General features: G+C 74.7%; 24 protein-coding genes. 13 read left to right on the top strand and 11 right to left on the bottom strand.

Annotation, left to right across the window (positions count from 1 at the left end):
• Window positions 1-88 precede the first annotated feature (88 nt).
• The 3 genes from ACZ6R6_RS35600 to ACZ6R6_RS35590 all read right to left on the bottom strand — a co-directional run bounded on the left by ACZ6R6_RS35600 (window position 89) and on the right by ACZ6R6_RS35590 (window position 2,797).
• The gene (locus tag ACZ6R6_RS35600) at window positions 89-766 is read right to left on the bottom strand and encodes a hypothetical protein (protein ID WP_470100914.1); all 678 of its coding nucleotides are present in this window, start codon (window positions 764-766) and stop codon (window positions 89-91) included.
• A 95-nt stretch (window positions 767-861) separates the two neighbouring features.
• Window positions 862-1,614, bottom strand: coding sequence for a 2OG-Fe(II) oxygenase (locus ACZ6R6_RS35595; RefSeq protein WP_470100913.1), 753 nt, complete (start codon window positions 1,612-1,614; stop codon window positions 862-864).
• Between the two features lie 265 nt (window positions 1,615-1,879).
• Window positions 1,880-2,797: a maleylpyruvate isomerase N-terminal domain-containing protein gene (locus ACZ6R6_RS35590; protein ID WP_470100911.1), complete on the bottom strand. Its 918-nt coding sequence runs from the start codon at window positions 2,795-2,797 to the stop codon at window positions 1,880-1,882.
• Between the two features lie 230 nt (window positions 2,798-3,027).
• On the opposite strand from ACZ6R6_RS35590, the gene ACZ6R6_RS35585 reads away from it, so the two are divergent.
• Window positions 3,028-3,501 (top strand): hypothetical protein, encoded by a 474-nt coding sequence (locus ACZ6R6_RS35585; RefSeq protein ID WP_470100909.1) that lies wholly within the window; start codon window positions 3,028-3,030, stop codon window positions 3,499-3,501.
• Between the two features lie 28 nt (window positions 3,502-3,529).
• On the opposite strand, the gene ACZ6R6_RS35580 is transcribed toward ACZ6R6_RS35585, so the two are convergent.
• Window positions 3,530-4,921 carry an MFS transporter gene (locus ACZ6R6_RS35580; RefSeq protein ID WP_470100907.1) on the bottom strand — a complete coding sequence of 464 codons (1,392 nt, stop codon included), beginning with the start codon at window positions 4,919-4,921 and terminating at the stop codon, window positions 3,530-3,532.
• 96 nt (window positions 4,922-5,017) lie between these two features.
• On the opposite strand from ACZ6R6_RS35580, the gene ACZ6R6_RS35575 reads away from it, so the two are divergent.
• From ACZ6R6_RS35575 to ACZ6R6_RS35565, 3 genes are all read left to right on the top strand, one after another.
• Window positions 5,018-5,896, top strand: coding sequence for a LysR family transcriptional regulator (locus ACZ6R6_RS35575; protein WP_470100905.1), 879 nt, complete (start codon window positions 5,018-5,020; stop codon window positions 5,894-5,896).
• Window positions 5,897-6,240: 344 nt separating this feature from the next.
• Window positions 6,241-7,602, top strand: a complete 1,362-nt coding sequence (locus tag ACZ6R6_RS35570; protein WP_470100903.1) for a hemolysin family protein — start codon at window positions 6,241-6,243, stop codon at window positions 7,600-7,602.
• Complete coding sequence (locus ACZ6R6_RS35565; RefSeq protein WP_470100901.1) at window positions 7,599-8,612, top strand: hemolysin family protein; 1,014 nt, start codon at window positions 7,599-7,601, stop codon at window positions 8,610-8,612. The genes ACZ6R6_RS35570 and ACZ6R6_RS35565 overlap by 4 nt, the downstream gene beginning before the upstream one ends.
• Before the next feature lie 33 nt (window positions 8,613-8,645).
• Here the strand turns inward: ACZ6R6_RS35565 and ACZ6R6_RS35560 are convergent, their stop codons facing one another.
• The 3 genes from ACZ6R6_RS35560 to ACZ6R6_RS35550 all read right to left on the bottom strand — a co-directional run bounded on the left by ACZ6R6_RS35560 (window position 8,646) and on the right by ACZ6R6_RS35550 (window position 10,123).
• Window positions 8,646-9,152, bottom strand: coding sequence for a hypothetical protein (locus ACZ6R6_RS35560; protein WP_470100899.1), 507 nt, complete (start codon window positions 9,150-9,152; stop codon window positions 8,646-8,648).
• A gap of 185 nt (window positions 9,153-9,337) precedes the next feature.
• The gene (locus ACZ6R6_RS35555) at window positions 9,338-9,616 is read right to left on the bottom strand and encodes a hypothetical protein (RefSeq protein WP_470100897.1); all 279 of its coding nucleotides are present in this window, start codon (window positions 9,614-9,616) and stop codon (window positions 9,338-9,340) included.
• A 210-nt stretch (window positions 9,617-9,826) separates the two neighbouring features.
• Window positions 9,827-10,123 (bottom strand): ArsR/SmtB family transcription factor, encoded by a 297-nt coding sequence (locus ACZ6R6_RS35550; RefSeq protein WP_470100896.1) that lies wholly within the window; start codon window positions 10,121-10,123, stop codon window positions 9,827-9,829.
• A 151-nt stretch (window positions 10,124-10,274) separates the two neighbouring features.
• Here ACZ6R6_RS35550 and ACZ6R6_RS35545 point away from each other — a divergent pair, with 151 nt between their 5' ends.
• From ACZ6R6_RS35545 to cobM, 8 genes are all read left to right on the top strand, one after another.
• Window positions 10,275-10,973 carry an alpha/beta fold hydrolase gene (locus ACZ6R6_RS35545; RefSeq protein WP_470100894.1) on the top strand — a complete coding sequence of 233 codons (699 nt, stop codon included), beginning with the start codon at window positions 10,275-10,277 and terminating at the stop codon, window positions 10,971-10,973.
• A gap of 388 nt (window positions 10,974-11,361) precedes the next feature.
• The gene (locus ACZ6R6_RS35540) at window positions 11,362-12,138 is read left to right on the top strand and encodes a hypothetical protein (RefSeq protein WP_470100892.1); all 777 of its coding nucleotides are present in this window, start codon (window positions 11,362-11,364) and stop codon (window positions 12,136-12,138) included.
• Window positions 12,139-12,143: 5 nt separating this feature from the next.
• The gene (locus ACZ6R6_RS35535; RefSeq protein ID WP_470100890.1) at window positions 12,144-12,446 is read left to right on the top strand and encodes a hypothetical protein; all 303 of its coding nucleotides are present in this window, start codon (window positions 12,144-12,146) and stop codon (window positions 12,444-12,446) included.
• 47 nt (window positions 12,447-12,493) lie between these two features.
• Window positions 12,494-14,026 carry a flavin monoamine oxidase family protein gene (locus tag ACZ6R6_RS35530; protein WP_470100888.1) on the top strand — a complete coding sequence of 511 codons (1,533 nt, stop codon included), beginning with the start codon at window positions 12,494-12,496 and terminating at the stop codon, window positions 14,024-14,026.
• A gap of 84 nt (window positions 14,027-14,110) precedes the next feature.
• Window positions 14,111-14,509: a TIGR03618 family F420-dependent PPOX class oxidoreductase gene (locus ACZ6R6_RS35525; protein WP_470100886.1), complete on the top strand. Its 399-nt coding sequence runs from the start codon at window positions 14,111-14,113 to the stop codon at window positions 14,507-14,509.
• Between the two features lie 72 nt (window positions 14,510-14,581).
• Window positions 14,582-14,971, top strand: a complete 390-nt coding sequence (locus ACZ6R6_RS35520; protein WP_470100884.1) for a pyridoxamine 5'-phosphate oxidase family protein — start codon at window positions 14,582-14,584, stop codon at window positions 14,969-14,971.
• A complete protein-coding gene (cbiE, locus tag ACZ6R6_RS35515; protein ID WP_470100882.1) occupies window positions 14,964-16,193 on the top strand; it encodes a precorrin-6y C5,15-methyltransferase (decarboxylating) subunit CbiE in 1,230 nt (409 codons plus the stop codon). Before ACZ6R6_RS35520 ends, cbiE begins: the two co-directional genes overlap by 8 nt.
• Window positions 16,194-16,341: 148 nt before the next feature.
• Window positions 16,342-17,085, top strand: a complete 744-nt coding sequence (cobM, locus tag ACZ6R6_RS35510) for a precorrin-4 C(11)-methyltransferase (protein WP_470100880.1) — start codon at window positions 16,342-16,344, stop codon at window positions 17,083-17,085.
• Window positions 17,086-17,101: 16 nt separating this feature from the next.
• Here cobM and ACZ6R6_RS35505 read toward each other — a convergent pair whose 3' ends face one another.
• Window positions 17,102-18,175: a cobalt-precorrin-5B (C(1))-methyltransferase gene (locus ACZ6R6_RS35505; protein WP_470100878.1), complete on the bottom strand. Its 1,074-nt coding sequence runs from the start codon at window positions 18,173-18,175 to the stop codon at window positions 17,102-17,104.
• 68 nt (window positions 18,176-18,243) lie between these two features.
• Between ACZ6R6_RS35505 and ACZ6R6_RS35500 the strand changes: the two genes are divergently transcribed.
• The gene (locus ACZ6R6_RS35500; protein ID WP_470100876.1) at window positions 18,244-19,005 is read left to right on the top strand and encodes a cobalt-precorrin-6A reductase; all 762 of its coding nucleotides are present in this window, start codon (window positions 18,244-18,246) and stop codon (window positions 19,003-19,005) included.
• On the opposite strand, the gene ACZ6R6_RS35495 is transcribed toward ACZ6R6_RS35500, so the two are convergent.
• The 3 genes from ACZ6R6_RS35495 to ACZ6R6_RS35485 are packed head-to-tail and all read right to left on the bottom strand — an operon-like array spanning window position 18,993 to window position 22,413.
• Window positions 18,993-20,522 carry a precorrin-2 C(20)-methyltransferase gene (locus ACZ6R6_RS35495; protein WP_470100874.1) on the bottom strand — a complete coding sequence of 510 codons (1,530 nt, stop codon included), beginning with the start codon at window positions 20,520-20,522 and terminating at the stop codon, window positions 18,993-18,995. The two genes, ACZ6R6_RS35500 and ACZ6R6_RS35495, sit on opposite strands and share 13 nt — an antisense overlap.
• A complete protein-coding gene (locus ACZ6R6_RS35490; protein WP_470100872.1) occupies window positions 20,519-21,145 on the bottom strand; it encodes a precorrin-8X methylmutase in 627 nt (208 codons plus the stop codon). Before ACZ6R6_RS35490 ends, ACZ6R6_RS35495 begins: the two co-directional genes overlap by 4 nt.
• Window positions 21,142-22,413: a precorrin-3B synthase gene (locus tag ACZ6R6_RS35485; protein WP_470100870.1), complete on the bottom strand. Its 1,272-nt coding sequence runs from the start codon at window positions 22,411-22,413 to the stop codon at window positions 21,142-21,144. The genes ACZ6R6_RS35490 and ACZ6R6_RS35485 overlap by 4 nt, the downstream gene beginning before the upstream one ends.
• Between the last annotated feature and the right edge of the window lie 51 nt (window positions 22,414-22,464).

Genomic DNA, 22,464 nt, shown 5'->3' with positions numbered 1-22,464 from the left:
AGCCGCCTCTGCCGGTCCGGGGTCAGCCGGCCGGGCACGTGGACCGCCCCGGGCGCGACCTGCAGCCGCGGCCGGGGGGACAGCCCGGTCATCGGGGGGCCCCGTCGTGGTGCGGGCCGTCTGGGTCGGAGTCCTCGGCGCCGTGCGGACGGCCGCCCCGGCCGGGCCGGTCGCCGCCACGGCGCGGACGGCTCCCCTGGCTCTCGCCGGGGTGCGGGTAGTAGGTGATCAGGCCGCGGCCGATCCGCCAGGTGCTGCCGTCCGCCGCCACCCCGCGCATGTCCTCCAGCGTGGCCGGCCCGGCCAGCTCCACGACCCGCACGTCGCCCAGGCAGGCGAAGGCGTAGGTGCGCCCCGGCTGCCAGCCGGTGCTGTGCCGCAGCCGGCGGCTCATCTGCGCCCATCCCAGCGCGGCGCCGGCCACCACCCACGCGTCGGGATCGCCGGCGGCGAACCGCCGCGCCGGGCGCAGCCAGGACGCGGCCTCCTCGGGCCAGTCGACGACCGCCGGAACGGTCCCGCCCACGGCCTCCCAGCTCCGGACGAACGCCTGGGCCGCGGCCCGGGAGGCGGCGTCGCGGCCGTGGCCGACGGTGACCGTCTCGATCCGCGGCCGGGCCGCCCTCAGCTGCTCCACCAGCGCCGCCACCTCGGCGGCGGTGTGCCCGGCCGGCTGCGCCGCAGCCGCCGCCCGCGCGGCGGGGAGGGGGCGGACCAGCGGTGAACGCGGCCGGGTGACTCTTCCGGTGCTCGCGATGATGGTCATGTCGTGTGCTCCCTGTAGGGGCGCCTGCCGGCGCCCGGCAACGTGTGGGACCGGGCCTGTCACGGCCCGGCGGGCCGCACGGTGACCGTCCCCCTTCATGCGGCGTCGTGGAAGACCAGGCCCAAGGTGTGACGGGTGCCCGAGCGGATGGTGCTGACCCCGTGGCGGACCGGGGCGGCCGACCAGCCGCGCGCCGACTCCACCGGGCGGTCACGGGTGGTGAAGACCAGGCCGTGGCCCTGCCGCAGCAGCGTCGAGGTGCCCCGGGACTGGGCGCGGGGCCGCTGCTCGACCATCAGGAACTCCCCGCCGGTGTGGTCGACGCCGGGCTCGTCCAGGCCGATGACGACCTGCAGGGGGAAGACGAGGTCGCCGTACAGGTCGCGGTGGAGGGCGTTCCAGTCGCCCTGGCGGTAGCGCAGCAGGATCGGCGTGGGCTTGGTCTGTCCCGCCGCGTGGCACATCTCCAGCCACTCGTCCAGGCTGTCGGGCCAGGGCGCGCTCCTGCCGAGCTTGGCGGCCCAGTCGCGGGCGATGGGCAGCAGCCGCGGATAGAACGCCTGCCGCAGCCGCTGCACCAGGTCGGGGAACGGGCTGTCGAAGTAGCGGTACTGCCCGGATCCGAACCGGTAGCGGGCCATGTCGACCGTGGAGCGGAAGAGCCCGGCCTCCTCGTACAGCCCGGAGACGCTCGCGCACTCGGCGGGGGTCAGCAGCGGCGGGGTCAGGGCGCACCCGTAGGCGTTGACCTCCGCTGTCAGCGCGGGCCAGTCGATCCGGTCGACGGGGGTGGTGGTGCGGGCCCGCGGGCCCGCGATGGCGTCGGCCCGCCGGGATGCGGTGCTCATGGGGTGGCCTCCAGTGGCTGCGGGGTCTTCTCGGCGTCGGACACCGCCGGCGGGCGCCGCCGGCGGCCACGAGGCGGGTTCGGTGTGCTCCGCGCGTCGCCCCGTGCGTGGCTCCCTCTCCTCCGGAGGGATGTCTCGTCCCATGTCCGGTAAACGTCCCAGGCCGGTGAGATGTGAGGTCACGATCTCAGGCTCGTCCCGGCGCGGGAGAGCCTGTCCGGATCGCCGTCCCCGTTCCGGCGCCGCCGTACGGCCCGGCCGCAGGTCAGGGAGCCGGGGCGGCGTCCGCCCCGGCGGGGGCGCCGCCGGGCTGGGGCCCCGGATACCGGGTGGCCGGCAGGCGCACGGTGCGCAGGAACGCCGGCAGCAGCCACGGCCGGCGCCCCCAGACGGCCACCTTGCCGGTCAGCGCGGCCCGCGCCCGGCTGACCCGGCCGAACAGCATCAGGTTGAGCGTCACCGGATCGAAGGACAGCCGTACGTCGGCGCCGCGGCCCGGTCCCCCGACCGAGACCCGGCCTTCGTGCAGCACCAGCGTCACGGGAGTGGTGTGCCTGGAGCGGAACTCGACCGCGATGCGGCGCTCCCGCGGTGGCTCGTCCGTCTCCAGCAGCCGCCCGACGTCGTGACGCACCATCCCGATGACGAACAGCTCGAAGAACAGCGCGGCGTCCCGCGCCGGTATCACCCAGCGCGCCCCGACGGCCCGGGCGATGTCGCGCCCGTGGATCAGCAGCTCGTTGAGCAGGTGGGCGAGCACTCCGGCGACGGGGACCCGCGAGCCGCCCAGCCAGGTCACCGGCTCCGCGGGGTCGAGGCCGTCGCTGACCCGCAGCAGGTGGTCGATGTCGGTGCGCAGCCGGTGGGCGAGCAGCCGCGGGTCCCGCTCGGTGAAGCTACGCAGGGTCAGGTCGTTGAGCTCGCCGACGGTGTCCACGGTGGTGGCCAGGAGCCGGTCCTCGACGGCGAAGGCCGGCAGGGGGACGGCGCCGGGCCGGACGACGGAGACGTACATCGAGGCGATGGCGGCCACGTGGGCGGCGGTGTCGGCCACCGACCAGTCGGCGGTCGCCCGGGCCCGGGGCTCGCGCGTGGTGGCCACCATTTCGGCGAACCGGTCGCCGGTCTGTCTGACGGCGGCGCGTGTCGCCTTCCACTGGTCGTGCGTGATGGGTGCGGTCACGCTCTTCCCCTCCTCCGGGGAGCCTCTCGCGGCAGCCGCCCGGCACGGGTCCCGGGGCGCGGCCGGCCCCTCGATCGCGCTCGCGACCACGTCGTCAGGGGCAGGGACACCGCCACGCTAACACCCGGCCGGTGCGGCACGGTTATCCCGTCGTGCGCTGCCGCGAGCGGACGGCAGGCGCGCTCCCCACTGACAGTAGATGTCAGTGGGGAGCGCCTAAGGTCCGGACCATGGCTTTCATCGAGAAGAACCTGCGCTCCCTCGCCCCCGTCACGCTCGGCGGCAGGCCGTACAAGCGCTACCACGTCGACCGCGAGGGGCACGAGATCGAGCCGGAGGTGGAGAAGGCCGCCTACGCGTACGCGCCGCGGCTCGTGCCCGCGCTCGCCGACGACTCGCCCGCCGGGTGGACCGTGCTGCACAGGGGCGGCGACAGCGGGGCCTACCTGCTGGTCTACACGTGGGTGTGGGACAACGTGATCGAGATCCACACCGCGGCCGCGGGGCAGCCCGCGATCGGCTGCCCCGACGAGGACCCGGCGAACTTCGTGACGCTGGAGCGACCGTGGGTCGGCTGCGTCTGGGAACTGCCGCCGCTGGAGCACGAGCGCGGCGCGTTCGTCCGCCACATGCTGGCGCCCGACGTCGCCGACCTCGACGCCTACCTCGCCGACGTACGGCCGGCGGGACCCGTGGGGCTCTGAACAGCCCCGCGTGTGGGCCGGGACGCCGTCAACGGCGGTCCGGGCGGACCGTCTGGACCGCGAACCAGATACCGGCCGCGGCGCACGCCGGCGCCGGGAGCAGGAGCGCGGCCGCCGACGCGATCGTGGCGTCCTGGCCGGCGAGAGCGCCCATGGCCGCGACCCCGATCGCGGCACCGGCCTGGCGGACGGCGTTGAGCAGCCCTCCGGCGGCTCCGGCCGTTCCTTCCGGCGCGGCGCCGATGACGGCGGAGACCAGGGCGGGCAGCACGAGTGACACACCGAGGCCGGTGAGCAGCAGGCCAAGGGCCAGCCACCGGTAACCGGCGCCCGCCCAAGCCGCCCCACCGAGCGCGACGGCGCCGGCGGTGAGCAGCGCCGTCCCCGCCAGGATGGGCGGCCGTGGGCCGAAACGCGCCACGATCCGGCCGGTCACCGGCGGGCCGAACACGAACGGCAGGGTGAGCGGCAAGAACGCCAGGCCGGTGGCGAGCGCGCCGAAGTGCCGCTCCTGCTGGAACAGCAGCGGCAGCACGAACAGGTTCCCGCTGAGGACGGAGTTCGCCGCCGCGCCGACGGCGAGTCCGGCCCGCACGCCCGCACTGCGCAGGAGCTCCCGGTTGAGCACGGGGGCCGTGCTGCGCCGTTCCAGGGCCGCGAACAGGGCCGCCCCGAGCATGGCGGCCGCCGCCGACCCGGCCGCGTGCGCCCAGGAACGCGCGCCGGCGGCGACGAGCGCGTCGGTCGACAGCGCCAGGACCGCGCAGACCGCCAGCTGCGCCGTCCAATCGATGCGGCGCTCGCCGCGCGGGCAGCGGACCGTCCGCCCGGCCGTCAGCGTCAGCACCAGCACGGTGATCGGCACGTTGATCAGGAAGATCGCCCGCCAGCCCGCCAGCTCGACCAGGAGGCCGCCGGCGATCGGACCCGCGGCCACCGCGCTGCCGCTGACGGCCGCCCAGGCCGCCACCGCGCGGGTGCGCTCGGCCGGGCCGGGGTAGAGCCGGGCGATCATCGCCATCGAGGCGGGCACGCAGGCCGCCGCGGCGGCGCCGAGCACCACCCGCAGCATGATCAGCGGCCCCAGCGCCGGAGCGAGGGCCGACAGCAGCGAACCGAGGCCGAACACCGTGACACCGAGGCGGAAGACCCGGTGCGCGCCGTATCGGTCGGCGACGGCGCCGGCGGACAGGAGCAACGCGCCGAACACCACCGTGTAGCCCGTGGTCGCCCACTGCAGACCGGTGACCGAGGCGTGCAGCGAGGCGGCGAGATCCGGTTCGGCGACCGAGAGCACAGTCATGTCCAGCAGCACCATGAAGTAGCCAAGGGAGATGCCCGACAGCGCGGACCCCCGGCGGGCGGCCGGCGCAGGCCCCTGAACATGCCTGTCCCGCGCAGAGGGGTGAAAAGTGGTCATGGCCTCCACTGTCCGGATGCGGCCCCGCCGCCTCCACCGGCGCGGCCGCACGCTCCGTTCGGAAATTCCGAACGCCCGCCGGGAGTTGAGGGGATCATGGAGCTTCGCCAACTGAGGACCTTCGAGGCGGTGGCACGTCACAGGACGGTGACCGACGCCGCCGTCGCGCTGGAGATGGCGCCCTCCAGCGTCTCCCAGCAGATCCGCACCCTGGAGAACTCACTGGGTGTGACGCTGTTCGAGCGGACGGCCAGGGGGATGAGCCTGACCGGTCCGGGCGAGCGGCTGCTGGGCTGGGCCCGCCGTCTGCTGGACCAGGCCGAGCGGGCGCGCCGCGAGGTGACCGGACAGCCGGTGGAGCTGCGGCTGGGCGCGCTGGAGACCATCGCCGCCACCCAGGTGCCGCGGGTGCTGGCCAGGCTCGCCGGACGCCGGCCCGACCTGCGCCTCCAGGTCCGTCCGAGTGCGAGCCGTGACGACCTGCTGGCCGACGTGGCCGCCGGACGGCTGGAAGCCGCACTGCTGCTGGACCTCGGCGACGCGCTGGGAGATCTCGGGTTCCCCTCACCGCCCGCGCCGCTGACCTTCCTCGACGTCGGGACGGTGCCGCTCGTGCTGGTCGCGGCGCCCGGCCACCGGCTGGCCGGGCGTCCGCGCGTGCTCCCCGGCGACCTGGCCGGTGAACGGCTGCTGGTCAACGTGCCGAACTGTTCCTTCCTGATGGCCGCCGACAAGGCCATCGGACCGGTTCCGGAACGGGTGCGGGCCGGTGGGGTCCCGGTGATGCGCGCCTGGGCCGAACAGGGCCTGGGCGTCTCGCTCCTTCCCCGGTTCGCGGTGTCGGCCGCGCTTGAGGCCGGCACGCTCACCGAGCTCGCCTTCCTCGCCCCGGAGCTGAGCCTGCGGCTCGTCTGGCGAGGCGACAGGGAGGACCTTCCCGGACTGCGCGAGGTCCTGTACGCCGCCAGCGCCTGAGCCGGAGGCCGGGGCCACCCGCCGGGGCCCGCCCGGCGGCACCGCGACCACGGCCCCGGCGGCCCTCACGCGTCGCCGGGATCCCGCGGCGGCCCTCACGCGTCGCCGGGATCCCGCGGCGGCACCGCGCCGGGCTCGGGGCACTCGCGCTCCGGCCGGCGCGTTGCCCCCGGTGAAGGGTCCCCGCGCGGGGCCGGCCGCCTACGGTCGGTTAACGTTGCGGACAAATAGCCTTAACCACTTCCGGAGCCGCTGAAGGACCGAGAGAAGGATCAGGTGATGGTGTCCGTGTCGTCGGACTCCGGCAGCCGCAGAGCCCGTCGATCACAGGGCAGGGACCCGCGATGAGCATCGCGCTCGGCCTGCTGGCCGTCTTCCTGCTGACCCTGGCCACCGGCTACTTCGTGGCCCAGGAGTTCGCCTACGTCACCGCCGACCGGCTGTCGCTGTCGCAGCGGGCGGCCGGAGGAGACCGGAAGGCCGCCCGTGCCGTCAAGGTGATGGAACGGCTGTCGTTCATGCTCTCGGGCGCCCAGCTCGGCATCACCGTCACCACCCTGGTCGTCGGCTTCATCGCCAAGCCCGCGCTGGCCGAACTGATCGCTCCCGGTCTCGGCGCGGCCGGCGTGCCCGAGGGCGCGACCGGCGGCATCGCCCTCGGGCTGGGCTTCGGCATCGCCACCGTCGTCCAGATGGTGCTGGGCGAGCTCGCTCCCAAGAACCTGGCCCTGGCCAGGCCCGAGCCGCTGGCCCGCGCGCTGGCCTCCTCCACGCTGGTCTACCTGACGATCGCCGGGCCGATCGTCAAGCTGTTCGACACGGCGGCCGACAGGCTGCTGCGCGCGGTCGGCATCGAGCCGGTGGAGGAGCTGCACCACGGCGCCACCCTGGAGGAGCTCGGGCACATCATCGGTGAGTCCGAGGCGTACGGGCACCTGCCCGGCGACCAGGCCGACCTGCTGGAGCGGGCGCTGGCCTTCTCCGACCACACCGCAGAGGAGGTCATGGTCCCCCGGGTGGAGGTCGTCACCGTCGCCGGCTCGGCGCGGATTCCCGAGCTGGACGAGCTCATCGCCCGGCACGGGCATACCCACTATCCCGTTCTGGGCGACGGTCTGGACGACGTGATCGGCATCGTGAGCCTGCGCGAGCTGGTCACCGTCCCCCTCGACAAGGCGGCCGGCACCAAGGTCGCCGATGTCGCACGCGAGGTGCTGGTGGTGCCGTTCTCGGCCTCGCTGCCCGACCTGGTCCTCCAGATGCACGCCCGCGGCGAGGAGGTCGCCTGCGTGGTCGACGAGCACGGCGGCCTGGCCGGGCTGGCCACCTGGGAGGACGTCGCCGAGGAGCTCGTCGGTGAGATCGCCGACGAGAACGATCTCGACATTCCCACGGCGGTCCGGAAGGACGGCGGCTGGGAGATCGACGCGGCCCTGCGCGTCGACGAGGTCGCCCTGGCCACCGGCCTGGAGCTCCCCGACGAGGACGACTACGACACCGTCGGCGGGCTGGTCCTGCAGCGCCTGGGCCGCTTCGCCGTCCCCGGTGACGTCGTCACCGTCGAACTCGTACCGGACATGGCCGAGCACGCGCCCACCCACGTCGAGATCGAGGTGCTGACCCTGGACCGGCACGTGCCGGAGCGGGTGGGGCTGCGTCCCGTCCGTCGCGCCGAGGAGACCGGAGAGAGCGAGGGGGAGAAGTGAACCTGCCTACCGGCCTGATCCTCACCCTGCTCCTCCTGGCCGGCAACGGCTTCTTCGTCGCCTCCGAGTTCGCGCTGGTCGCGGCCAAGCGGCACCGGCTGGAGAAGGCGGCGGCCCAGGGCGACCGCGCCGCCGCGGCAGCCGTGAAGGGCATCCGCGAGCTGTCGTTGATGCTCGCCGGCGCCCAGCTCGGCATCACCTTGTGCTCGCTCGGCCTGGGTGTGGTCTCCGAGCCGCTCATCGCCGGCACTCTGGCCCCGCTGTTCGACAGCCTCGGCCTGCCCCGGGCCGCCGCTCACGCGGTCGCCTTCGTCATCGCGCTGGGCATCGTGACGTTCCTGCACATGGTGGTCGGAGAGATGGCGCCCAAGTCGTGGGCAATCGCCCATCCAGAGCGCTCGGCCACGATCCTGGCCCTGCCGTTCCGCGCCTTCACCGTGGCCGTCCGGCCGGTCCTGACCGCGCTCAACGGCGCCAGCAACCTGCTGCTGCGCATGGTCCGCGTGCGGCCCGGCGACGGGACGGCCGCACCGCGGACCCCCGAGCAGCTGCAGCACCTGGTGGAGGAGTCGCGCCGGCTGGGCCTCATCGACACCGACGAGCACGTCGTGCTCTCCCAGGCGCTGGACGCGCCGAACGCCGAGATCGCCTCGCTGGCCGTTCCGGTGACCGCCATCGTCGGCGTTCCCGCCGGAGCCCCGCCCCAGGACGTGATCGACACCTCCGCGCGGAGCCGCCGCACGCGCCTGGTGGTGTGGGACGGTGACCGCCCGGCCGGTGTGATCCACGTCCGGGACGCCTACCTCGCCCGCAGACGTGGCTCGCGGGTCCGGGCCGGCGATCTCGCCTACCGCCTTCCCGCGCTCTCGTCGAAGACCTCGATCTCCGACGCGGTCGGCGCGCTGCGCGCCGCCCACAGCCAGCTGGCGCTCGTCCACGCGGCGGACGGGACCCTGAAGGGGATGGTCAGCCTGGACGACCTGTTGACCACGCTGCTCATCCCGGCGTAGGCGCACGCCGTACGGGGACGCGCGCCGGCGGTGTCACTTCACCGGCAGCCAGACATCGCCCGTCCCCGTGCTCCGGGACAGATGCACCTTCCAGCACCCGGCTTTCGAGAAGACGAGCCCGGTCCCCCATTCGTCACCAGGCCGCTTCCAGCTCGACCCACTGTGTTCCTCCGGCCCGAAGGTGAACTCCGCCGCGGTCCCGTCCGGGTGCGTGGCGGAGACCCGGAGGGGCCCACTGCCGGTCATCCGCCAGACGATCTTGACTGCCTTCCCGGAGGGGAGCGGCAGGGGCGTGAACAGCAGGCCCCACAGCTCCGCGTCCCGGGCCACTCCCCGTACTTCCGGCAGCGACCCCACCCTTCCCGGGGAGGCGCCGGCGGAAGCGCACGCGGACGCGTCGCTCGCGGCGCCGGAACCAGCCGTCGTGGCGTCCGCCGAGGGCCGGGGTGTCTCAGGGGCGCCCGCCGTGCCCGCCCGGGGCGGGGAGGCGCTGCAACCAGCCATCGAGATGATCATCAGGGTCGCTGTCAACCGCCGCATTCCGTCTCCTTGTCGTCCCCTCTCCTACCTCTCCTGGCCGGTGGAGGTTCCCGGAACGCGTGCGGCCGGGCCGTCCCGGCGGATGGCGCCGGCCGGCGCCACGCCCCTGACGGCGGGCGTTGTCCGACCCGCGATCGCCGACGCGGCCCGGAGGTCACTGCTCCGGGCCGCGCGTGTTCAGCCTGTTACCTGGTCAGGACCATCAGCGTGAAAAAGCCTGTGTACTCGCAGTAGTACGACAGGTACGTCCCGTTCCGCCGCAGTTCCTCGCCCTTCGCCTTGCACTTCGCCTCGGTCGAGTAGTCGCCGTACTTGATCCAGGTGTACGCGGGGGCGACCGAGACACTCGACGTGCCGGCGCCGGTGGTCGCGGCGCCGGCGGGCGTCGCCAGCACGGATCCCGCGGCTGCCAGGGCGACGGCCGCGAACGACGTCGCGGCCAGCTTGGTGATCTTGGTGGACATGAGCCATCCCTTCAGGGGTGGGGGGTCGGCCGTTCTGGGCGGGGTGATGTGCGGCCCCCGCCAGAACCATGATCATAATCACGCCGGCGGTGGAGGAGGAGGGTTTTGAGCGCGACTGTTTCATCAGTTTTGGGCGGACGGTTCTCGGCGCGGTCGCCTGTGGCGCGTTCACCGCACGTCCGGTGGCCGCCGGGGTGGCCGCGCGCCCGTTCAGCCGGCGTCGGCGAGGCGCGCGGGCTGTAGCCGCCCTATCAGCTCCTGCATCCGGGCCACGCCCTCCGGGCGCACGGAGTAACAGATCTGCGTGCCGCGACGGCGGGTGCTGACCAGCTCGGCCTCGCGCAGCACCCTCAGGTGCTGGCTGATCGTCGGCTGGGTGACGCCGAACATCTCGGTGAAGTCGCAGGCGCACGTCTCGGGTGCCGCGACCAGGGCGCGCATGATGCCCAGCCGCACGGGATGCCCGAGTGCCCGCAGCATCGCCACATCCAACCGGTCCTCGAACATGTCGGCACTCTATCAAGCCTCCTCTATATAGAGGGTTGTCTATATAGAGGAGGGCGGAGAGGCGCGACCGGTGACGGCGGCATCCTGTCCTCGCGACACCGGGAGGCGGTCGGGCGCCGCAATTGTCGGACCGCTCCGCTAGGTTGCCGCCATGACAGACTTCGTACTAGTCGCGGGCGCGTGGCTCGGATCGTGGGCATGGGACGAGGTGGTGCCGGAGCTGCGCGCGGCCGGCCACGGCGCCCACCCGGTGACGCTGTCCGGCCTCGCCGACAGGCAGGGCGTGCCGGCCGGGCAGCAGACCCATGTCCAGGACATCGTCGACGAGGTCGAACGCCGCGATCTGCGCGACGTCGTCCTGGTCGGGCACAGCTACTCGGGCATCCCGGTCGGTCAGGCCGCCGAGCGGATCGGCGACCGGTTGACCCGGGTGGTCTTCGTCGACTCCAACGTCCCGGCCGACGGCGAGTCGTTCCTGTCCGGCTGGTCGGACGGCCGGGCGGCGGTGGAGGCCTCGATCGCCGGAAACAAGGGCTTCTGGGCGCCGTTGACCGCGGCCGACTACGACGGCCAGGGTCTCACCGGAGAGCAGATCGCCCGGATCGTGGACGGCTCGACGCCGCATCCGGGTGCCACGCTGACCGAGCCGGCCGTGCTGGCCCGGCCGCTCGGCGAGCTCCCGGCGACATACATCAAATGCCTGCTCGACGGCGACAAGCCGAGCCGCGACGTGGCCGAGCTGCTGACCGGCGAGCGCTGGCGGCTGGTCGAGATGGACACCGGCCACTGGCCGATGTTCTCCCGGCCGCGCGAGCTGGCGCGGATCCTGCTCGACGCGGCCACCCCGTGAGCGTTCCCGCCGGCGCTGGGCGTGTGCGCGCCTCCACGCCGCACCCGCCGCGCCGTGCGGGCCGCCCCCGCCCGGGCCGCGCCCCCACGCGCCCCGGCCTGAACCACTCCTGAAGCCCGGGCCGGCGGGCCCGGCGTCGGGCGCCGTGATCCCGTCGGGGGAGCCGAGGTCGCCTCCGGCGACGGCCCTGACCCCGGCCCCGGGGACGGCGCCGGCGGTGCCGACGGTCCGGCGTTGTGCGCCGGATGTCCGTCTCCGTCTGGCTGGAAGGGCATCCGACGCCGTGACTTCATTACTTTCCGTTGTACTCATGTGACCTTCTGTGTTAACCCTTGTCGGGTCGTGCAGTCGGGGTGTGCGCACTGGTCTGCGGAGGCGAGGAGACACGATGACGTCTGATCCCCAGTGGCCCGGGACGGACCCTCTCCAGCAGCTCCACGCCGCGGCGGCCGAGCTGGCCCGGACGGCGGAGGAGATCAGGGAGATCTGCGCGCGCACGACGGCCACGCTGACCGCCGCCGCCACCCGTTCCCCGGGATTCCCCTCCGGGATCCACTGGAGCCTGCTGCGCGCGCTGACCAACCGCGGCGGGCTCGGCTACGCCTTCGAGGGTGGGCGGTTCGGCGGCCCGGCCGCCCGCCTGGGCGCGCTGGCGGGGCGGAGCAGCCTCGCCACGCTGGTCGCCGTCACCTCCCTCCGGCTGCGGATCGCCGGCGTCCTGCACCAGCACCCGGAGCTGGCCGCCGACCCCGTCATGCGGCGGCTGCTCGAGGCGGTCGGCGCCGACCGCGACACCGAGGCGGTCCGGGCCATCCGGGCCCTGTTCAGGGAGAACCGGGCCCTGTTCAGGGAGAAGCGGACCGTGCGGGCGGTCGGCGACATCGCGCCGCTCTTCGGCGAGGTGCTCGCGATGCGGGCGCTGTTCGACGACAACCCCTTCAACGACCAGGGCGGCCGGCCGGCGGCGACGGACCGGGGACCGGCCGCCGAGCCCCTGCCCGGCCTCCCGGGCAGGGCGACCCGGAGACGGGACGGCGGCGAGGGCGCCGCCGGAACGGTCTCCGCCCCGCGCGGACCCAGATGGCTGCTCCTGCTGGCCGGGCTCGCCGGGCTGGTGATCGCCGCCGCATGTCTCCGGCGCGCCCGCCGGGCTCCGCGCGGGTGACGGGGATGGCCGTGACCCCCGGATACGGGGCGCTCGCCGAGCAGCTCGCCGCCGACGCCGCGCGGCTGGCCGACCACGCGGTCAGGCTGAGCGATCTCGCCGCACGCGTCCGCGGCAACCCGATCGTGTCCGGGTGGTTCGGCGAGCTGATCGACGGCCAGATCGCCCGCTGCGCCGCCGCCTCGGCCGATCTCACCCGGGCCGCCGTGGCCACCCGCGAGCGCGCCGCCAGGGAGCGGGACCGCACAGCCGGGGAGGACGACACCCCGCGGCCCGCCGTCCCCCCCGAACCGCGGCCGCCCGGATGAGGGCGAGCCGGCCGGATCCCGATGAGACCGCTTCGAGAGGAGACTCCATGCCCACCGATCCGCACCGCTCCCAGCCGCCCGCCGATCCACGGCGCCCCGAGACGCCCACCGGTCCGCACCTGTCCGGGCCCGACCACGCATCCCTCAGGCCGGGCCATCGGCGGGTCCCCCCGCAGGTGGTCAGAACGGTGCGGGAGGGCCTGCCCGCCCGCCAGGACACGCCGAAGCGGGTCCTGGTCATCGGCGCCGGCATGGCGGGCCTGGTCGCGGCCTACGAGCTGATGCGCCAGGGACACGACCCCGTCGTGCTGGAGGCGCAGCAGCGCGTCGGCGGGCGTGTCCACACCCTGCGCGGCTTCGCGGAGGGGCTGTACGCCGAGGCCGGGGCCATGCGCATCCCCCGGGTCCACGACCTGACGCTGGCCTACTGCCGCGAGTTCGGGCTCGGCCTGCGCCCCTTCGTCATGGGCAACCCCAAGACTCTCGCCTTCATCCAGGGCAGGCGCATGACGATGAAGGACCTCAACGCCGATCCCGGCCTGGTGGACTTCGAGCTGGCCGAGCACGAGCGCGGCAGGACCTACGAGGAGCTGTGGGAGGCGGCCACCGCGGAGGTCCGGGAGCGCTACTCGAGCGAGGGGGACGCCGCGCTCGACCGTCTCTGCGCCGACTACGACCACCACTCGATCCGCAGCTTCCTGCGCGAGCGGGGCTTCTCCCCGGGAGCCGTCGAGCTGTACGGGATCATGAGCTTCCGCGAGTCGAACCTCAACGCCGCGGTCATCGAGCAGTTCCGGGAGATCATCGGCCGGGCGTTCGAGGACATGCAGGAGATCGTCGGAGGGGCCGACCGGCTGCCGGCCGCCTTCTACGAGCGGCTCAAGGACCGCGTGCGCTTCGGCCACGAGGTGCACGCGATCGAGCAGGACGACCACTCGGTGACCCTGCACGTCAGGACCGCCGCCGGCCGTACCGCCGTGACGGGTGACTACGCCGTGTGCACCATGCCCTTCTCCGTGCTCCGTGACATCGAGATACGGCCGGCCTTCACCCGGCGCAAGCAGCGGGCGATCAGGGAGCTCAACTACAACGCCTCGACCAAGATCCTGTTTCAGGTGCGCGAGCGGTTCTGGGAGCGCACCGACGGGATCGTCGGCGGGACCACCGTGACGGACCTGCCCGTCCGCCGGATCTGCTACCCCTCCCACTCCGACCCGGACGAGCGCAGGGGCGTCCTGCTCGCCAGCTACACCTGGGGCCAGGACGCGCTGCGCTGGGGCGCGATGAGCAGGGAGAAGCGGATCCAGCAGGCCGTGGAGGACGTCGCGAAGGTCCATCCGGAGATCGTCGACGTCTTCGAGTTCGGGGTGAGCCACGCCTGGTACGAGGATCCCTTCGCGGCCGGTGCCTTCGCCCTCTTCGAGCCGCACCAGCAGTCCACCCTGCACGAGGCGATCATCCAGCCGGAGGGGCGCGTCCACTTCGCCGGCGAGCACTGCTCGCTCTGGCACGCCTGGATCGAGGGCGCGCTGGAGTCGGGGCTCCGCGCCGCCGCCGCCGTCCACGCGGGTCCTTCCTGAACGTTCTCCCGGGGCGGTGGAATCGATCACTTGGGCATGATGTTCGATTGACCAATAGGCACACCGCCGATCGTGGAGGTCCACGTGGGAAAGCTGAACGATGACGCCAAGCAACTGCTCGGCCAGCCGATTCACGGCTGGGCGACGACCGTCCGCCCGGACGGCTCGCTGCACAGCACGGTCGTCTGGGTGGACGTCGACGGAGACGACGTCATCTTCAACACGGCCGTCGGCCGCGCCAAGGAGCGACACCTGCGCGACAACCCGCAGGTGTCGGTGAGCGTCCTGGACCCCAAGGACGCCTTCCACCTGGTCAGCGTCTCGGGCACCGCGGAGCTGGAGCTGGAGGGGGCCGACGAGGTCATCGACGGCCTGGCCGGCAAATATCTCGGGGTGGACAGCTACCCCTACCGGCAGCCGGGTGAGCAGCGCATCACGGTGCGGGTGAAGCCGGACCAGGTGATCTACAGCCCGGGCGGCTGAGCGGCGTCCTCCGGCGGGCCCGCCTCCCGGCTACCATGTCGCCCGGTACCAGGACATCGGAAGGACCGGGTGTTGAAGGATCTAGGAGACGGGTTCCGCGCCTTCTGGCGGGAGCGTCACCTGTGCACGCTGACCACGGTGCGGGCCGACGGCACGCCACACGTCGTCCCCGTGGGGGCGACGCTGGACGTCGACTCCGGGATCGCCAGGGTGATCACCTCCGGTGGCTCGCACAAGGTCCGCCACGTGCGCGCCGCCGGCGGCGAGGGTGCGGCGGTCGCGCTCTGCCAGGTGGACGGGCGACGCTGGTCGACCCTGGAGGGACGTGCGGTGATCCGTGAGGACCCCGAGTCGGTCGCCGACGCCGAGCGCCGTTACGCCGAGCGTTACCGGCAGCCCCGCGAGAACCCGGCCCGGGTCGTGATCGAGATCCGCGTCACCCGGGTGCTGGGCAATGTCTGATCTCGTCACGGTCGTCGGCATCGGGGCGGACGGCTGGGCGGGCCTGTCCCCGGCGGCGCGGCACGAGCTGCACGCCGCGCAGGTGCTGATGGGCAGCGCCCGGCAGCTCGCGCTGGTCCCCGAGCCGACCGCCGAGCGCGTCGCCTGGCCCTCGCCGCTGCTCCCGGCCCTGCCCGCGCTGATCGCCTCCCACCAGGGGCGCCGGGTGTGCGTGCTGGCCAGCGGCGACCCCATGTTCCACGGCATCGGCACGACGCTGGTCCGGCTGCTCGGCACCGACCGGGTCAGGGTGCTGCCGCACCCGTCGTCGGTCTCGCTGGCCTGCGCCAGGCTCGGCTGGGCCGTCGATCAGGTCGAGGTGGTCAGCGTGGTGGCGCGGCCGGTCGAGTCGGTGCACACCGCGTTCCACGAGGGCCGCCGGGTGCTGGTCCTCAGCTCCGACGGCCGCACCCCGGCCCGGGTCGCCGCGCTGCTGGCCGCACGCGGATACGGCGGGAGCCCGATGACCGTCCTGGAGCGGCTCGGCGCCGCCGAGGAACGCGTGATCTCCGGTACGGCGGGCGGCTGGTCCCTGCCGGCGGCCCACGACCTCAACGTCGTGGCCGTGGAGTGCCGTGCCGACGCCGGGACCGTGCCGCTGCCCTGCGTCCCGGGTCTGCCGGACGGGGCGTTCGAGCACGACGGTCAGCTCACCAAGAGCGAGGTGCGCGCGGTGACCCTGTCCCGGCTCGCGCCCGTCCCCGGCGAACTGCTGTGGGACGTCGGCGCGGGGGCGGGCAGCATCGCGATCGAGTGGATGCGCGGCCACCCGGCCAACCGGGCGGTGGCGGTGGAGAGCAACCCCGAGCGGGCCGCGCGGATCTCCCGCAACGCCGCGGGGCTGGGCGTGCCCGGCCTGAGCGTGGTGGCCGGGACGGCTCCGGCGGCGCTCGCCGGCCTGGAGCCGCCCGACGCCGTCTTCATCGGCGGCGGGGTGACCGTCCCCGGGGTGGTGGAGGGCTGCTGGGAGGCGCTGCGGCCCGGTGGCAGGCTGGTCGCCAACGCGGTGACCGTGGAGTCCGAGGCGGTTCTGGCCTCCTGGTACGGCGAGCTCGGCGGCGACCTGGTCCGGCTGGCCGTCAGCAGGGCCGCGCCGGTGGGCGGGTTCACGGGCTGGCGCCCCATGATGCCGGTGACGATCTGGACGGCGGTCAGGCCGGCCGCCGTGGACGCCGGGCGGTGACGCCGGATGGCACGGCGGCGCGGTGGGGACGGAGCGTGGCCGAGATGGCCGGTGACGCGGTGGGGCGCGATGGGACGGAGCGTGGCCAGGTGGCAGGCGGCATGATGACATGTGACGGGCGCTCGCGCGTCCCGGTGGAGGATGAGCGATGACGGTGCGGTTCATCGGGGCGGGCCCCGGCGCCGCCGACCTGATCACCCTGCGGGGACAGCGGGCGGTCGCGTCCTCGCCGGTGTGCCTGTACGCGGGGTCCCTGGTCCCGGCCGAGCTGCTGGAGTGGTGCCCGCAGGGGGCGCGGCTCGTGGACACCGCCAAGATGGCGCTGGAGGAGATCGTGGCGGAGATGCTCGCCGCCCACGGGGCCGGTCACGACGTGGCCCGCCTGCACTCCGGCGACCCGTCGGTGTTCAGCGCGATGGCCGAGCAGATGCGGCGGCTGGACGCGGCCGGGGTGCCCTACGAGGTGGTCCCCGGCGTGCCCGCGTTCGCCGCGGCCGCCGCGTCGCTGAAGCGGGAGCTCACCGTGCCCGGGGTGGGCCAGACGGTGGTGCTGACCCGGACCTCGGCGCGGGCCACCCCCATGCCCGAGGGGGAGGACCTGGACACGCTCGGCCGCAGCCGGGCCACGATGGTTCTCCACCTGGCCGTGCAGCGCGTCGAGGCGGTCGCCGGGGAGCTGATCCCCAACTACGGCGCCGACTGCCCGGTGGCCGTGGTGGCCCGGGCCAGCCGGCACGACGAGGTGATCCTGCGCGGAACCCTGGCCGACATCGCCGACCGGGTCCGCGCCGCGGGGGTCGTCCGCACCGCGGTGATCGTGGTCGGCCGCGTGCTGACCGCCTCGGAGTTCCCCGACAGCCACCTCTACTCGGCGGCCCGCTGCCGTGACTGACCCCGGCGCGGCCGGATCAGCCGGCGCGGCCGACGATCACGCCGGCGCGGTCGATGACGACCACGTCCACCGTCACCGGTGCCTCGCGCAGCACGCCGGCGGCTGTCAGCCGGGCGCGCTCGGCCACCAGGTCGCCCAGCGGCAGGCCCGCCTCCTGGCAGAGCCGGAGCGCGTGCAGGGCCGTGTTGGCCGTCAGCACCCGCCCGGCCAGCGCCTCGTCCCCGCCCGCCGAACGGACGATCTCGGCGAGCATGCCCGGGTTGACCTGCGAGCGGCCCGAGTGGAGGTCCAGATGGCCGTCGGCGAGTTTGGAGAGCTTGCCGATGCCCCCGGCGATGGTCAGCCGGGGCACGGGATGCCTGCGCAGATACTTCAGCACGGCTCCCGCGAAGTCGCCCATGTCGAGCAGCGCGTCCTCCGGCAGCCCGTACAGCTCGGCCGCGACCCGCTCCGAGGTGCTCCCGGTGCATCCGGCGACGTGCCGGCGGCCCGCCGCCCTGGCCACGTCGACGCCGCGCCGGATGCTGTCGATCCAGGCCGAGCACGAGTACGGCACCACGATGCCGGTCGTGCCCAGGATGGACAGCCCGCCCAGGATCCCCAGCCGGGGGTTCCAGGTCTTCCTGGCCAGCTCCTCGCCGTGCTCCACCGAGATCTCCACGACCACGTCACCGCTCCCGCCGTGCCGGGCGGCCACCGCGGCGACGTGCTCGCGCATCATCCGCCGGGGCACCGGGTTGATCGCCGGTTCGCCCACCTCCAGCGGGAGCCCCGGTTTGGTGACGGTGCCGACTCCGGGTCCCGCCGCGAACACCACGCCGGTGCTGGGGGCGCCGGGCCGTACCGTCGAGGAGATCAGCGCGCCGTGCGTCACGTCGGGATCGTCACCGGCGTCCTTGACCACCGCGGCCATGGCCGCGCCGCCCACCAGCTCCTCCCTGGCCAGCGCGAACGCCGGGCGCTGCCCCTTCGGCAGCGCGATCTCCACGGGGTCGGGGAAGTCGCCGGTCAGCAGCGCGGTGTAGGCGGCGGTGGTGGCCGCGGTCGCGCACGCGCCGGTGGTCCATCCGTGGCGTAGCGGCGTGCTCACGGCCGGGGCACCGGCCGGTACGGCAGGGCGAGGCCCTGCGACGGCAGAGAGACGAGAGAAGTGATGACGTGCTGAACATCCTCGTGCTGGGCGGCACCGACGAGGCCAGGCGGCTGGCCGCCGCGCTCGCCGGACGCGCCGGGACGCATGTGGTGTCCTCCCTGGCGGGACGGGTGCGTGACCCCAGGCTGCCGGTGGGCGAGGTGCACGAGGGCGGCTTCGGCGGCCCCGGCGGGCTGGCGGCGTGGATCGGCGAGCGCCGGATCGACGTCGTCGTGGACGCCACGCACCCCTTCGCCGCCCGGATGACCGCCTCGGCGGTCGAGGCGACCGGCCGGGCCGGGGTGCCGCTGCTGACCCTGCGGCGGCCGGGCTGGCAGGCGGGCCCCGGCGACGACTGGCGCTGGGTGCCCTCGCTCGCCGCGGCCGCCGAACTGCTGCCCGAGCTGGGGGAGCGGGTGTTCCTGACCACCGGACGCCGGAGCCTGCCGGTCTTCGCCGGCCTCGACGGCCTGTGGTTCCTGGCCCGCTCGGTGGACCCGCCGGAGCCGCCCGCCCCGCGCCGCATGGAGGTGTTGCTCAGCCGCGGCCCGTTCACCGTGGAGGGCGAGCTGGCCCTCATGCGTGCCCACCGGGTGGACGTGCTGGTCACCAAGGACAGCGGCGGCGAGATGACCACGGCCAAGCTGCTGGCCGCCCGGGAGCTCGGGCTCCCGGTCGTGATCGTACGGCGGCCGCCGCCTCCCGTGGGCGTTCCCGCCGTGGAGACGGTGGAGGCGGCGCTCGCCTGGCTGGAGAGCGTGGCGGGTCACGCCGGTCACGCCGGGTAACGGCGGGGGGTGAACACCACCCGGCCGCCGTCGCCCCGCTCGGCCACCCGGGTGGTGGAGGATCCCACCAGCAGCAGGCAGCGCATGTCGACCATGGCCGGATCGAGGTCGGCGAGCGTGGTGACGGTCACGCTCTCCCCGGCCCCGCCGACGTCACGGCCGATGACCACGGGCGTCTGCGCCGCGCGGTGTTCCAGCAGCAGGTCCCGCGCGGCGGCCACCTGCCAGGTGCGGCTCCTGGACGCGGGGTTGTAGATCGCCAGGACCAGGTCGGCCTTCGCGGCGGCGGTGATCCGCCCGGCGACGACCTCCCATGGCTTGAGCAGGTCCGACAGTGACAGCACGCAGTAGTCGTGGCCGAGCGGCGCGCCCGCCCGGCTCGCCACCGCGTGCGCGGCGGTCAGGCCCGGCAGCACCCGCACCGGGACGTCCGCGTACCGGGGCTCGCAGGCCACCTCCAGCACCGCGCTGGCCATCGCGAACACCCCCGGGTCGCCCGAGGAGACCACGGCCACCCGGGATCCGGCCGCGGCCAGCTCCAGCGCGTGCGCGGCCCGCTCGGCCTCCACCCGGTTGTCCGTGGGGTGGCGGCGCTGGCGCGGGTTCGGCGGGACCCGGTCCAGGTAGGGGCCGTAGCCGACGAGCTCGTCGGCCACGGCCAGGGCGTCCTGCGCCTCCGGGGTCAGCCATGGCCGGCCGGCCGGGCCGAGGCCGACCACGACCACCTCGCCGGGGCCGCCGGCCGGGGCCGCGGGCTCCGCCCGCCGCACCGGCGCGGCCTGCGCCGCGTTGACCGGGCTCGGGATCAGCGCCAGCGAGAAGTACGGCACGCTGTCCGGGTCCACCTCGGCGAGCGGGGCCAGGCGCTGGCCGCCGGTGGTGGCGCGTTCCACGTACCAGGCCTCGTCGAGGCGGCCGGCCCGGGTCAGCGCGTCGCGCACCTTGGTGAAGGTCCGGCCGAGTTTGAGGACCGCCGCCGAGTCGGCGGCGGCCAGGCGCTCGGCGAGGACCTCGGCGGGGAGCGTCCCGGGCAGCACGGTCAGCGTCTCGTCCCGCTCGACCAGCGGCCGTCCGAGGACCGCGGCGGCGCCGCTCACGGAGGTCACACCGGGGACCACCTCGGTGACGTAGCGGTGGGACAGGCGCTTGTGCATGTGCATGTAGGAGCCATAGAAGAGCGGGTCGCCCTCGCACAGCACCACCACGTCACGGCCGGCGTCCAGGTGGGCGGCCAGCCGCAGCGCGCAGTCGGCGTAGAAGTCGTCGATGGCGCCCTGGTAGCCGCCGGGATGGTCGGTGGTCTCCGTGGTGAGCGGATAGACCAGCGCTTCCTCGATCTGGCCCGCGCGCAGGTACGGCGCGGCCACCGAGCGGGCGATGCTCCGGCCGTGGCGGGCGCTGTGGAAGGCGATCACGTCGGCCTCGCCGAGGAGGCGGGCGGCCTTGACGGTCACCAGCTCCGGATCTCCGGGTCCGAGTCCCACACCCCAGAGCCGTCCGGTCACCATGTCGTTCATTCGTCCTCACTCGCGATCGCGTTGACCGCGGCCGCGGTCATCGCACTCCCACCCCGGCGGCCGTGCACGACCAGGTGTTCCAGACCCGCCGGATGCTCGGCGAGGGCCAGCTTCGACTCTGCGGCGCCGATGAAGCCGACCGGGATCCCGAGCACGGCGGCCGGCCGGCCGGCGCCCTCCTCGACCATCTCCAGCAGCCGGAACAGCGCGGTCGGCGCGTTCCCGACGGCGACCACGGAGCCCTCCAGCCGGTCGCGCCACAGCTCCAGCGCGGCGGCGCTGCGGGTGGTGCCCAGCCGTGCGGCGAGCTCCGGCACGCCCGGCTCGCCCAGCGTGCAGATCACCTCGTTGCCGGCGGGCAGGCGGCGGCGGGTCACCCCGGAGGCGACCATCATCGCGTCGCACAGCACCGGCGCGCCCGCGCGCAGGGCCGCGCGCGCCGAGGCCACGACGCCGGGCGACCAGCCGAGGTCGGCGACCAGGTCGACCATCCCGCAGGCGTGGATCATCCGGACCGCCACCTGGGCGACGTCCGGAGGCAGGCCGCTCAGATCCGTCTCGGCGCGGATGGTGGCGAAGGAGCGGCGGTAGATCTCCGCGCCGTCGCGGACGTAGTCGGTCACGATCCCCCTCTGGCGGCCGTCACCGCGGCCGTGGTCTCTTCGATGTCCGCACAGTTCAGGCTCCGGCCGTCGAGGTCCACGCGGTAGCCGTCGCCGGTGGCGACCACGTCCGCGACCCGCCCCCGGGGGCGACCGCAGCGCCTGTCGCAGCCCGCCCAGTGCACGGGGAGCGTACCGGTGCGCGGCCGGTCCGCCGCACGGGGGGCGACCGTCCCCGGCGTCCCGGCGGCCCCGTCCCCGGCGGGCACGGTGGCGTGGGCCGCGTCGGCCTGCACGTCGGCCAGGGACTTGGCGCAGCCGGGACGGCCGGTGCAGGCCGTCACGCCGATCCACGGGGAGCCGGGGTCGGTGACCAGGCCGGCCTCCGCCAGCCGGGCGAGTGCCCGGGGGAGGTCCACGCGGGCCAGACCGGGCAGGACCACGCCCCGCCACGGCGTCAGCCGTACCCCGTCGGCGCAGGCCAGGCCGGCCAGGAGCTCCGCCTGGGCGGAGGACAGCCGGCCCAGCGGCACCGCGACGCCCAGGGCCACCCGTCCGCCGGGCTGCCGGACGGCTCCCACCGGTCCCCCCGCCACGGCCGGCGGCGGGGTCCGGAGGCGTCCGGCGGGCGGGCGGAGCCGTACCGGGCCGGCCGCTCCGGTCTCCAGGGCGGCGCGGACCCGGGCCGCGACCGGCTCGGCGCCGCCGGGCAGCTCGCCGATCCGCCAGGCGTGCACGCCCCGGGCGGCGAGCTCGGCCAGGAACGCCTCGGCCGCGGCGAGCAGGGCGGTGACCGCCGAGGTCACCGGCACGCGCAGGCCGCTGTCGGCGCCCGCGAGGACGAGGGCGGCCTCCTCCGGGCCGGTCGGCAGCATCCCGGCGTCGGGGCCGAGCCAGGCCACGTCCCCCCGGCCGTCGTCGAGGGCGAACAGGAACCGTCCCGGCAGGCCGGCCAGGCCGGGCCGGGCGCACAGCCGCAGGTCCAGCTCGGAGACCAGCGGGCCGACGTCGAGGGTCCCCTCCGCGTCGCAGCCGGTCAGCGGGGAGGCCAGGATGTTGCGGATCCGTTCGTGGGTGGGCGAGGGCAGCAGGCCGGCCTCCGCCATGCGCGCCGCGAATCCGTCCCCCTCGCCGAGCCCGCGCACCTGGACGTTCGCACGGGAGGTCAGCTCGATGACGCCGGTCCCGTGGACGGCCGCCGCGCCGGCGAGTCCGCGCAGCTGGGAGGCCGTCAGCCGGCCGCCGGGGACACGGATCCGCGCCAGGCCGCCGTCGGCCGCGGCATGCACCTGAAGCGCCCCGGGACATGCGTCGAGTCGCGATCGTCCGGAAAAGTCGCC

It is taken from the genome of Streptosporangium sp. NPDC048886 (assembly GCF_055586905.1).
This window is presented reverse-complemented; position numbering and strand designations above follow the sequence as displayed.